The sequence below is a fragment of the Bacillus sp. FAU18 genome (assembly GCF_056033885.1).
The window spans coordinates 1,328,892-1,341,063 of sequence record NZ_JBVYHZ010000003.1; the positions used below are offsets into that span (position 1 = coordinate 1,328,892).

Sequence of the window (12,172 nt, forward strand, 5' to 3'; positions counted from 1 at the left end):
TTGCTTTTTTCTTTTATGTAACTCTGCCGGTGAGTATTCATCTTCTTCAAATTTCATCGCAACACGATAACTGATTCAGATTACAACTGCTTTCAACACTTTGACAAACTCATGCGCCGCCGGCGTTATCTCTTCAAATGAATGTGCGATGACGCCAATATCGCGTGTGACTCTAGGAAAGATGTCCTTTTTAATCAATTGATGCGGGACGGATGAAAGTGTAAAGTTTGAAATGATGCCGATACCCAAGTTATTTTTGACCATATTAATCAAGGTTTCGGCATTTTGCACAGTTAAGTTTTCCTTTAATTCGATGTTGTATTGCGAAAATGCGTTTGACATCGCGATTTCATGACCGCCTTTACAAAAAATGAGGTCATCTTGATATGTTTCAAGGTCGACATGCTTTTCAAGTTTTAATTCGTCACGCTGCGGCGGGATGACGGCCACCATATAGTCGTTACACAATAGCTGATTTTCAAACGGTTCAAATGGAGATGCTGCGATCCCGATATCAACCGTCCGATCTTCAACCCATCCTTTTATTTGGTCAGAGGTTCCTTCGATCAATTCTATGCGGATCAGCGGGTAGTTTGATCTGAATGCCGCAATCGCCTGTGGCATGATATTTGTTGAAACTGCAGGAAATGAACCAATTTTCACCTTCCCGTTTAACAGCTTGTTTTCCCGGTTGGCTACTTGATATATTTTGCTTTCAATTCCCTTCATTTGCCTCGCCAGCAGCAATATTTCTTTTCCGATGTCAGTCAGCATTAAACCATGATGTTTATCCCTGATCAATAATTTGAGCTGCAGTGAGTTCTCCAGGTTTTTTATCGCTTTGCTTACCGCCGGCTGAGAGATGAACAATTCTTTTGCCGCTTCTGTAATATTTAATTTCTCCCCGACTTTTACAAATATGTGAAGATGGTTCATGTTCATAACCATTTGGTTATACCCCCAATAATAAAAATGTATTTCAGTTATACATAAATGTAACATATGATAGAAACCAGCACGATATTTAAACAAGAAAGGCGGCTTCATTATGGTAAAAGTTATGCTGGGAATCATATCTGTCACACTTATTTGGGGTTATACTTGGGTTGCGATGAAAGTAGGAATTCATGACATCCCCCCGCTTTTATTTTCGGGTTTGCGCCTGTTCATCGGAGCAGTTCCTTTATTTCTCATTCTCTTCATCCAAAGAAAAAAACTTTCAATTAAAAAAGAACATCTCAAAAGCTATATCATCATGAGCCTGTTGATGGGGCTGGGCTACATGGGGATCTTGACGTATGGAATGCAGTTTGTCGATTCAGGGAAAACCTCTGTTTTGGTATATACAATGCCTATATTTGTTACGGTGATCAGCCATTTTACATTAAACGAGAAAATGAATGTGTATAAAACGATGGGACTGGTCTGCGGCCTCTTCGGACTGTTATTTATATTTGGAAAGGAAATGCTCAATATCGATCAAGGCGCTTTATTTGGGGAGCTGTGCGTCCTTGCGGCAGCGCTTAGCTGGGGAATCGCGAATGTGTTCAGCAAGCTACAATTCAAGCATATCGATATTATTCACATGAATGCCTGGCACCTTATGATGGGAGCCGTCATGTTATTGGTGTTTTCCTCTATATTTGAGCCGGTCCCTTCAGCCGAGTGGACATATCAGGCGGTGTGGTCATTGCTGTTTAATGGCTTGCTTTCCACCGGCTTTACATTTGTCGTATGGTTTTGGGTGCTCAATCAAATCGAAGCATCAAAAGCATCCATGGCATTAATGTTTGTTCCCGTATTGGCCCTATTCTTTGGATGGCTGCAATTGCACGAACAGATCACCATCAACATTATCCTCGGCGCACTGCTGATATGCTGCGGGATTTTTATGAATACATTTACATTTTCACGACGGAAAGTGTGAATGATATACATTTCCCCTGTCATTTGGGCTTCATGTGACAGGAGACGACTATTATGAGAAAGTCTTCTAGAATCCTGACGACAGCCTATTAAACAATGAAAAAAGCTAATGTCTGCATGTAGACATTAGCTTGGCTGGCGTTTAGGCTGGTGAGAATCTAGATTCTTTTTTATTACCATTCTGGCTGATCAAACTGAAAACCGTATAGACCTTTTACTTTAACATCTCCGCAATCTGGATCTTTTGTCAAAATCAAATAATGAGTCTTATAAGGCATCGTCTCAACTCGATCAGTTGCACTCAAATCAAAATGATCCCCTGAAAAGTTTTTTTCACTAACGGTTATTTCATATCCTGACAAAGTCATTCGCATGATTCTTGCGTTAATTGTACATCCTTCAGTATCGAAAATGGTGAATCTGTACCCAAAGTGAGATGTCCAATGGTTTGAATTTAGGTCATCAGACTTCATAAACCATTTTTCATTTTCTGTCATTGTAAAACTCACTTTCTCCTCATCTTTCACGATAACGGCCGAAGCTTCCCCTACATGGATAGTCAAAGCCAAAAGAAATGTAAAAGCTAACATCAATATCTTTTTCAAAAGAGTTCCTCCCGATATCTTTTACTTCAATATATTGGAAGGGTCTTTTCTGATCAAGACAGTCTTCTCCAAATGAATCTTTAGCACCATGAAATGAGCCTTAATAAGAACAGTTTTAACCCAAATCAAACTCTATTCGAAATAAGGCCTACCAATCTATATTTTTTTTAGAGTTTCTGCATTTCTTTATATATCTCCTAGACACATATAAAAAATGCTCCTATAAGTTCAGGAGCACTACAAAAAACTGCTAAAGTGTTTTCTATCGATTTATTGTATTCATTAGCTCAAAGAAGTATTCAGGCTTTTGAGTCTTATTTAGCTTATACCATGAACGCAATGTATCTGGTGCAAATACATCTAATTTTTTTAATACTTCCACCGCAAATTCCAGAGGAGCAATTCCTGATGCAGTAACCAAATTTTTATCAGATACTGCAGGTTCCTTTTCATATAGTGTTTCTCCTTTGTAATTAGGGCAGACCATTTTCATATACTCTAGGTTATTGCTTGTGTGCTTTCTCGAATCTAAGTATCCTTCATCGCGAGGCCCAGGGTTGCCCCACAAATTGCAGCAATAGTCGTACCGAGCTTTAAAGCGTCGCCAACTTTTTTTAAGATCGGCTGATGAATATCTTCTCCCCAAGTGTTTCCTCCGGGTAAAATGATAAGATCTTGACTCCCAAGAGTACACTCATCAAGAGAAATATCTGGTTTTATGCTTAATCCTCCCAACGTAGTTATCATTTCTTTATTAGCCCCTACTGTAACTACTTTTAAAGATGGTGCATCTTGTTTGAAATATCTCCCTGAGTTTAGTTCAGCAATTAAATATCCATATTCCCAGTCTGACATTGTGTGAAATACGTAGAGATAAACTTTTCTCGTTTGCATCCAATAACACTCCAATCACAATTGATAAAGCTTTCTAATAGATGACCTCGCTGACAGCCATTGTCAGCTTTTTTGTTGTTGATATGTAATCTGATTTGCCTATTCTTATATAATACCATGTAGGTGGCAATTACCCTTGTTCTCCCAACTTATTAAAAATATAAGATAAATTGATTCTATGTTTACTAGCGCAAAGGGGTTTGTTACACTAACTGTCATGGGAAACATTTCATTGGAAATATCTCAATTTCATTCCTGCGATGTGAATTAGAAGGTAATACAAAATCATTTGAATGAGGAGGCCTGATGAAGTTGAAAAATAAAGCGTCAATAAAATTTGGAATATGTGTTGGGCTTTTATGTTTAAGCATTTCTGGTTTCACACCTTTTTACAGCTCAACGCATGCCGAAGCAAAATCCATAGAAGACACAAACATGGCAAGCTGTATAACGAATAAAGAATTTGTTCAACTTGAGAAAAAATTTGATGCCAGGCTTGGCGTTTATGCAATTGATACAGGTTCAAACAAGACAATCGCCTATCGGCCGAATGAGCGATTTGCTTACGCATCAACCTATAAAGTTCTAGCCGCAGCTGCTGTCCTGAAGAAAAACTCAATTGAAAAACTTAATGAAGTCATCCACTACAGCAAGGACGATCTTGTTACATATTCTCCAATCACAGAGAAACACCTAGATACAGGCATGAGTCTAAAAGAAATCTCGGAAGCGGCTATCCGTTACAGCGATAATACCGCTGGGAACATCTTGTTGCAACAGCTTGGCGGCCCTAAAGGTTTTGAAAAGTCACTGAAACAGATTGGGGATCATGTAACGAAAGCTAAACGATTCGAGACGGATCTAAACTCTGCGATTCCTGGTGATATTCGTGACACCAGCACCGCAAAAGCACTGGCAACCGATCTTAAAGCTTTCACTTTAGATAACACTCTCACGACTGACAAACGCACGATCTTAACCGATTGGATGCGAGGCAATGCTACTGGTGACGAACTGATTCGGGCAGGCGCTCCAATAGGATGGGAAGTCGGCGATAAATCCGGAGCCGGAAGTTACGGGACACGAAACGACATTGCTATCGTTTGGCCGCCTAACAGAGCTCCTATTGTTTTGGCAATTCTGTCAAACCGCTTTACGAAAAATGCTAATTATGATAATGCTCTTATCGCTGAGGCTGCAAAAGTCGTCCTTAACGATCTCAAATAAAAAATTTGAAGCACAATATTACGAATTCCTTTATCCTTTTGCCATAAAGGAAAAAAGACATTACTTTTGTAAACCCCGCCGTTCATTTTTAATGAACGGTTTTTTCATATTCTCACTAATACCTCTCTTTCTTTAAGTATCTTAAAACACGAATCGTTAACATGAATGGCAAGTTTTCATTTATGAAACCAAGTAAAGTTTGAAACAGACCATCAGAGGTTATCTATACGAGAATTCAATTATTTTTTTTGTAATAATTTATATTGTTGTATCGTTGCACTTGGTGGATTTGACTCTTTTCGTGTATGGAACCACACTTTTATTTTTTCACCTCTTTTGAGATCTTCTGTGTTATCAATCTCACTTAATCCTACAATTATTATGTTATTTTTAAACTTGTTCATAAGTTGTCCTTCAGAAAGATTGTAATCTTCTTTTACTGGAGCTTTTGTATCGGTAATGAGAATTGCCCTTTCATTGTCTTTAAGCACGACATAGCCTACTAGGCTCTGCATCTTTGTTTCTTCTCCGTGTTGTTCATTTTTATTGCAGCCTGCAAGGAAAATAATGGGTATAATGAGCACTATCAAGCTTACTCCGATTTTCGGCATCTTTCTCCCTCCTCTTTAAACTCTTTTTGATCTTTAAAATAAACAACAGGATATCACCCAACCCATCTACTTCTTTTTGCAATTCATAACAGCATACTCCATTCTCCAATTCCTCAACCTTCTTCTTATTCTTTCTCAAATATTTGCATGTGGTAGCCCTCGATATTATCCCCTTACTCATTTTTGCGCTTTCAAATATATTATTGAAGGCCGCTTCTTTCTGGATTCCAGCATAAATATACTTATCCTTACTGTCGTTTACTATCGCAACTTCCATTAAAATCAAAATTTTCACATTTTATGATCCATTGTTCACTTCCAAAATAACTTCCAACCGCTACATAATATATGTATTAATTGTAAATGGAGTTGGTATAATTGAACATGAGGAAAATCTTATTGAGTTCTGCTTTATCCTTTGGCATGCTCATATCCGCGGTTCCCGCATTGGCTGCTGGCACTTCGTCTGAGGTTGCAGTAAAAAGTGATGAGTATGATTATGACACTATATACCGCATTAGTCCTCTGCCAATGGACTTCCAGCCAACAATAGAATACAACGGTTATACTTATACGCTTACACGTCATTATTTTGATTACTCAATCGGGTTTTACACGGCTATTTATACAAAAGTTGTTTAAATTTATAAAGGAGCTTTTTAGCTCCTTTTTCTCTTGTTTTAAGCACAAATACAAGTTTAAATGCTAGTAATAAAAAATTCACTTTAAAGAAGCGCCGCCCGCAAAATGCGGCTTTTGCACACTACGCCAATTTTATATAGAAAAGCCAGACCTCCTCCAAGAGGTTCCAGCTTTTCTTAATGTGCTATCGATCTTCGTTAGTTCAACGGGAACTTAATCATTCGGTACAAATGCAGCCTCCCAGCTTCTAGTTAGGGCTGATGGCGGAATATCTGATGGCTCTCTACACACATCAGACATTATAAGATTTCAATGTAGCCTTCTGTACCATGAACGCGAATTCGTTGCCCATCTTTTATCAGCTTGGCAGCATTTTCAACGCCAACAACTGCAGGTAAGCCATATTCACGGGCTATAACAGCTCCATGGGTCATCAGTCCCCCAACTTCGGTGACTAGGCCTTTTATGGATACAAACAATGGTGTCCAGCTTGGATCGGTAAAGGAGGTAACTAATATATCTCCATCTTCTAAATCAGCATCTTCCATGTTTAAAATGACACGCGCTCGCCCCTCTATAACTCCGGAGGAAACAGGTAAACCTACAATCGCTCCGGCTGGGAGATTTCCTCGTTTATACTCACCTGTAACGATTTCACCATCAGACGTGATAACACGTGGTGGAGATAGTTTTTCATATAATGTGTACTCGTCTTTTCGTGTGCTGATGATTTGATAATCCAGTTTATGTGTGCGTACGACTTCGTGGAGTTCTTCAAAAGTGAGATAGTATATATCTTCTTTTTCTTGAATAACACCCGCTTCTACGAGTCGTTCGGCTTCTTTCAGTAAAGCCTGCTTATAAACGAAGTATCGATTAATCATGCCGTATTTTGGATATTCCCTAAACCCGCTGAAATTCCGGATGATATCTATCATTCGTTTTGTTTCTTTGGCTTTTTGTTCACCATCAGGTAATTGCTTCAATCGATCTAATAACTCTTGTTCTTTCTTCAAAGCTTCCTGTCGCCCTTGCTCAAATTTCCGATGGCTGGCATTAGGCCCACTGTTATTGATATTATTAAGAATCATTGGGATAAGTGTAGTTGGTTTTTCGCTCCATCGAGTTCTTGTAATATCAATTTCTCCGGTACATCGCATTCCGTATTTGCTGAGATAATCATAGATCGCGTCTCGGGTTTTGCTTCCGCCATCAAACTTAGCCAGTTCATCCAAAAAGTTATCATCTTTTACATGTTGTAAGTAATCAATTACCTCTGGATAAGGACGAATCACATCTGCGACGTCTAATAGCGCAAGACCCATTTCTGAAGTAATATTATGGGGTACAGATTGAGAAAGCGTATCTGCTGCGTTTTTTTCACCTAACCACTCGTTCATTTTTTCGTTAATCCATAATGAGGCATTCATAGCAGTGCGAATCACAACCGAACTTTTTGGGTTAAATAAAATCTTCTTTAATTCCTGGATATCTTCCTGAATAAAACGAAATAAATCTGATCCTGATTTCGTTTGGATGTTTTGTTTTAACTCTTCTATCGATGTTTGACTGCTCTTTATCAAATCTGACACGATTGTCGGATCGTTTTCAACTTGAGCCGGCATATCTGCATTGCCTTTGCTTGGATTTGGTGCTGTTTTATCATTTGGTATCGACTTTATGAAATCTCGTCGCTTTATTATGGTCATAAGTGCGTCTTTTAAGAGCTGATCGTGCTGCCCCATGCCTTTTAAGAAAACTTCTCTGCTGTCAGGAGATGCCAGATGATGTGTGACATCAACAAATAGCCTTCCACCGGCTTTACGCATGGGTGCAGCAGTCGTCAACAGAAAAAAAGACAATCCCAGTGGTTTTATGGGATCCGTCATCATTTGTTGATGACCAACAGAAATATAGACGTGATTTTCTTGGTCACTCGCTTCAGGGATGGGGAATAAAGTTGTGATTGGACGACTCTGTACAATATAAAAAGTATCGCGGGCCAAACACCATTCGATATCTTGCGGCTGGCCGAAATGAGCTTCGATCTCTCTTCCAATGCGGGCCAGCTGTAAAATTTGTTCATCAGTCAGTGTTTGAGCCTTTTGCTGATCAGAATCGATCTGCTGTGTTTCTGTTCCGCCTTCTTTTCGTCCGTAGATAGCCAATTTTTTAGTTGCTATTCTCTTATCGATGATTTGCCCATCCTGTACTTTATAACAATCGGCAGATACCAAGCCGGAAACCAGTGCTTCACCAAGTCCAAAACCAGCATCGATGGATAACACCTTTCGGCTTGAGGTAATCGGATCAGCGGTAAATAAAATCCCCGAAGCCTGAGGGAAAACCATCCTTTGAACGATAACGGATAAATAGACTTGGCTGTGGCCAAATCCATTTTGCATACGGTAAATAACCGCGCGATCCGTAAATAGGGACGCCCAGCATTTACTGATATGCTGCAAGATTGCATCGACGCCGATAATATTTAAATAGGTGTCTTGTTGACCGGCAAAAGAAGCATGTGGTAAATCTTCAGCAGTCGCACTAGAACGCACGGCATAGGCATGTTCCTCGCCAAACTGGGAGAGATAGTGAGCCACTGCTTTCACAACATCGGAAGGAATGTCTACTTCCATAATGATTTGCCGAATCTTCCTGCTGATGTTACCAATTTGATCTCGGTCCTCAACTTTTAGCATGGTCAATTGATCCAACAACACTTGTAACGTTTCGTTTTGTTCGATGGCTTTTTGATATCCTACTGTTGTGACACAAAATCCTTCTGGTACTTGTATACCTTGAATTTTTGATAATTCCCCTAAATGTAACCCTTTTCCTCCAACGAGCGAAAGCTGTGTTTTTTCAATTTCATGTAAACCGAGAACCAAAGAACTCATTCTACATCTCCCCTTCAAAAAAAATATTGACAAGAGCTTCCCAGCAGGATATAATAAAATTATAAGATGGATATCTATAACTTTTTAACTAGAAAGCGCACGTAGTGTGATTATATCACCGTGTCTGTTTTTGTGCAATATAAAAAGAACCTGGGCAATTTCACCAGGTTCTTTTCTTAATTTCCGTAACTAGTCACATTAAAAAACTTGGTTCGAGCTGATTCAATCCTCTAAGGAAATCCTAAAGTTGGGTTCTTTTTGAACTTACTTGCTTTGTTCGTAGAGTCCCCATTCATAAATTGGACTTTTTGTTCTTAACAGTCCCACCTTTAACTAGTATAAAGTTATGAGGATCTGGTTAACTACCAGATATTTTTATTTTGAATATGGCTTATGTTTGATAAAGAAGGGTTATGTAAAGGTATCTGTTGTGAGCAAGCGCTGACTACAAAAAATTGATAGCATTCTCATTTAAATACCGTTCTATTAACCTATAGGGAAAGTTATAAAACCAGATGGAGAATACCCTACCTCCAGCAATTCCAAGGCCGTTCACCTATTAGAAAACAACCTTTAACCATTACTAACGATTTTAATAATCATTGATTATAAAACTTCTCAAGGAACGATCAGCAGCCCGTTAGCTACCCCTGATTAATGATGATCTGTTACCACACTGTTACGTTAGAACTTCCACTACTTTGATATCCTTCTGTCGCCATGACTTGGTAAGCCCAATTACTGCCCAGATTCATTCCATGGCTCTTCCATGCGTTAACATGATTGCTGAAAGTGATTGTAGCGTTGCTTCCGGTTGGTCTCTTCGTTTGGCGAACACTCCAGTACTGCGTAAAAGTAGTGCGATCGCCATCAATGGAAGGTGCGTTATAACGTGTAGTTGTATATATGTCATATGTACCCCCATCACTTTTTACAGTACCTTTATACGTTCCAGTAGGTCTATAAGTACCCCATGAATCCACTACATAATATTCTATGAGCGGTGATCTCGTCCAACCATATAAAGTTAAATATCCATTTCCATTCGGTGCCCAAACTCCGGCATTATAGTTTATCGTCCTAAATGGCGAACCTGTAGTCCAACCTTTACCAACAACGAAATTTCCGGTATTAGACCAATTAACACTGTAATTCCCGCCAGACCCATTGACAGCGTTTACTATACCGCCCCCATCAGTCCAATTTTGCCAGTAGTCTGTGCTAGCTGCAGAGGCGGTTGCCGAAAACAAGCTAATACTCATTAAAGCTGCCGATAATCCAACTAAGATATTCTTTTTAAACTTAAACATATGTTACCTCCTATAATATTTTTTTCCGACTTTGAGGTAGCACTCGTATACATTTAAAACATTTTTAATTACTAACGCCAAAGCTTTTGATCGTCCCCTTCAGTATAATACCACGAATTCATGAGCAAATATTAAAAGTATTTGTAATTTAATTACAAATACCTAGAAACACATTATAAGTGGTCTTCTTCCACCATATCCTGATCCTTTTTTCGCAGGATCACAATTCTTGTTTCTAATTCAGATGGAGTAATATCTGTAATGAATTCCCATTGAATCATTGCGTTTAAAGGAGATATACATTAGAGTTGTGAAATTATTGTAGCTGCCTCTTGTCTAATGAAGGGAAGCAAATTTATGGAGAATATGAAGAACTGAAGAAGAAAACAATTAAGGTTATACTAAGAAAGAACTGCTCAATTAGAATTATTGAAAAATTTGAGGATGATAGCTTAGATCAGTTTTACAAAGAAGTTGCAAGATTTTTATTTGAAAGGGCTCTGAAAAAGAAAAAAAAGAATTGACAATCAGGGTAACTGTGGGATGTAACCGAGCCTCCAATTCAAAATAAATATCTTTAAAATTCTTATTTTATTCAGTTATTGAGTACAGTATAAAACCGTACTCAACCGTTATATAGAACATAAATTAACTTAAAATAACATGAGCCTCATTTTTCTTTTCTTGTGTTAAATTATTGATTCTATAAAGTAAGTTATCCATCATCATTATCATTTTCAATGAAATTTCTTCTTTAGCATACATAGTCGGTTTAGCTCCTCCATGTAGAATCGCATGGCGACTAACATCTGAAAGATTTTCTTGTCCATGTTGAAACTGTTCCAATATAAAATTTAAATAAAACTTTCCAATGATATTATCAAAGTTGAACGGATTTTCATCACCTTTACTATCCTCGTCATCTTCAATATTAAATAAAATTTTTAAAAGCTTTTTAAATTTCGAGCCGGTTACTCTCTGTTTAATATCAAAACCATCTATTACTATACCTTCCATTTGTGACAGAATAGAGGGGACGGATATAGCAAACATTCCGAGATTATGTGCATTTAACGATTGTCTTAATAAAGGCAGTCTTTCTTTTAAAAGACTATAATTTTCCCAATGCCTTTTAATTTCATCAATTCTTTGAGCATTGTAATGGTCTTTCATGATGTCATCTATAATACTTTTTAAATTAGATTCACCGTTTTCAACATATTCACGACCTATTTGTCGCATTAAAAGAATATCTGTACTTTCACTAGGTGGATACCCCAGAAGAAATATCACCTTTTTATAATTTTTAATGTCCTCTTTTGTTTCGATAAATCCTTCTGCTATTCTAGTCAATGATTCTTGTATTTCTGGGCGTTTAAAGTGTTCTCTAATACTTATAGATAGGTTAACCAGTGGCTGAATTGATTTTGATATTGCAGTATGTATAGTTTCTGTTGATTCTTCTATGCTTTTAACCCCTTGAATAAAACTGCTCATGTCAATATTATTATTTTTCATTTCCAGAACTCTCCGTTTTTTATCATTTAAAGATTTCACTTGCTGACACCCAGTATAATTCTTTGTTTGCATTTAAATATTCATATACCCAATCTTCTATTATGAATGCATATTTTGATTCCTCAAAAGGATGCTCACTTATTTGACGAATTAATTGCATGCTCTCTAGTTTTTTAACTGATCCATTTGCATTATGTAAAGGGAGCCATTTAGACTTATTCCAAATAAACTCCCCAAGTATACTCTTTTCTTTTTTTGTTAAATTATGAAGGTATGATATCTGATTTTCTTTCTCCTTCTTTTCTTTTTTATTTGCAACAAGTTTGTTTAAATAATTTATCCCAAGAACAGAAATTAACATACTAAATGCGCCTAAGCATAACAATATTAAAATTAATGAAGGTTCACTAACCTTCATATCCCTAAATGAATCAAATTGAAACACTATGATTCCTAACAGGCTAAAAATAATATAACCTACTAACTGTTGGGTCCCCCCTTTTAAAAGATCTACAATTTCTTTAACAACCAATTTATAT

At 37.6% G+C, this 12,172-nt stretch carries 11 protein-coding genes and 1 pseudogene; 3 read left to right on the top strand and 9 right to left on the bottom strand.

Annotated elements, in window-relative coordinates:
• Positions 1–75: 75 nt before the first annotated feature.
• Complete coding sequence (locus AC0OMU_RS06750; protein ID WP_015383831.1) at positions 76–948, bottom strand: LysR family transcriptional regulator; 873 nt, start codon at positions 946–948, stop codon at positions 76–78.
• 100 nt (positions 949–1,048) lie between these two features.
• On the opposite strand from AC0OMU_RS06750, the gene AC0OMU_RS06755 reads away from it, so the two are divergent.
• Positions 1,049–1,927, top strand: coding sequence for a DMT family transporter (locus AC0OMU_RS06755; protein WP_474241010.1), 879 nt, complete (start codon positions 1,049–1,051; stop codon positions 1,925–1,927).
• A gap of 172 nt (positions 1,928–2,099) precedes the next feature.
• Here AC0OMU_RS06755 and AC0OMU_RS06760 read toward each other — a convergent pair whose 3' ends face one another.
• Both AC0OMU_RS06760 and AC0OMU_RS06765 read right to left on the bottom strand, forming a co-directional pair.
• Positions 2,100–2,531, bottom strand: a complete 432-nt coding sequence (locus AC0OMU_RS06760; protein WP_015483318.1) for a hypothetical protein — start codon at positions 2,529–2,531, stop codon at positions 2,100–2,102.
• A gap of 262 nt (positions 2,532–2,793) precedes the next feature.
• Positions 2,794–3,425 (bottom strand): annotated as a pseudogene (locus tag AC0OMU_RS06765) (type 1 glutamine amidotransferase family protein).
• A gap of 306 nt (positions 3,426–3,731) precedes the next feature.
• On the opposite strand from AC0OMU_RS06765, the gene bla reads away from it, so the two are divergent.
• Positions 3,732–4,652 carry a class A beta-lactamase gene (bla, locus tag AC0OMU_RS06770; protein ID WP_474241011.1) on the top strand — a complete coding sequence of 307 codons (921 nt, stop codon included), beginning with the start codon at positions 3,732–3,734 and terminating at the stop codon, positions 4,650–4,652.
• 239 nt (positions 4,653–4,891) lie between these two features.
• Here the strand turns inward: bla and AC0OMU_RS06775 are convergent, their stop codons facing one another.
• Positions 4,892–5,263 (bottom strand): DUF3221 domain-containing protein, encoded by a 372-nt coding sequence (locus AC0OMU_RS06775; RefSeq protein ID WP_100506387.1) that lies wholly within the window; start codon positions 5,261–5,263, stop codon positions 4,892–4,894.
• On the bottom strand, positions 5,196–5,558 hold the full coding sequence (locus tag AC0OMU_RS06780) for a hypothetical protein (protein ID WP_174616708.1): 363 nt from the start codon (positions 5,556–5,558) through the stop codon (positions 5,196–5,198). Before AC0OMU_RS06780 ends, AC0OMU_RS06775 begins: the two co-directional genes overlap by 68 nt.
• A gap of 83 nt (positions 5,559–5,641) precedes the next feature.
• Between AC0OMU_RS06780 and AC0OMU_RS06785 the strand changes: the two genes are divergently transcribed.
• Entirely contained in the window at positions 5,642–5,905 is a 264-nt protein-coding gene (locus AC0OMU_RS06785; RefSeq protein WP_015483321.1) for a hypothetical protein, read from the top strand.
• A gap of 299 nt (positions 5,906–6,204) precedes the next feature.
• Here the strand turns inward: AC0OMU_RS06785 and ppsA are convergent, their stop codons facing one another.
• The 4 genes from ppsA to AC0OMU_RS06805 all read right to left on the bottom strand — a co-directional run bounded on the left by ppsA (position 6,205) and on the right by AC0OMU_RS06805 (position 12,165).
• Positions 6,205–8,805 carry a phosphoenolpyruvate synthase gene (gene ppsA / locus AC0OMU_RS06790; protein WP_474241012.1) on the bottom strand — a complete coding sequence of 867 codons (2,601 nt, stop codon included), beginning with the start codon at positions 8,803–8,805 and terminating at the stop codon, positions 6,205–6,207.
• Positions 8,806–9,473: 668 nt separating this feature from the next.
• Positions 9,474–10,115, bottom strand: coding sequence for an endo-1,4-beta-xylanase XynA (gene xynA, locus AC0OMU_RS06795; RefSeq protein ID WP_038829967.1), 642 nt, complete (start codon positions 10,113–10,115; stop codon positions 9,474–9,476).
• 648 nt (positions 10,116–10,763) lie between these two features.
• Positions 10,764–11,633, bottom strand: coding sequence for a hypothetical protein (locus AC0OMU_RS06800; RefSeq protein ID WP_124048215.1), 870 nt, complete (start codon positions 11,631–11,633; stop codon positions 10,764–10,766).
• A gap of 22 nt (positions 11,634–11,655) precedes the next feature.
• A complete protein-coding gene (locus tag AC0OMU_RS06805) occupies positions 11,656–12,165 on the bottom strand; it encodes a super-infection exclusion protein B (RefSeq protein ID WP_277737201.1) in 510 nt (169 codons plus the stop codon).
• Positions 12,166–12,172 lie beyond the last annotated feature (7 nt).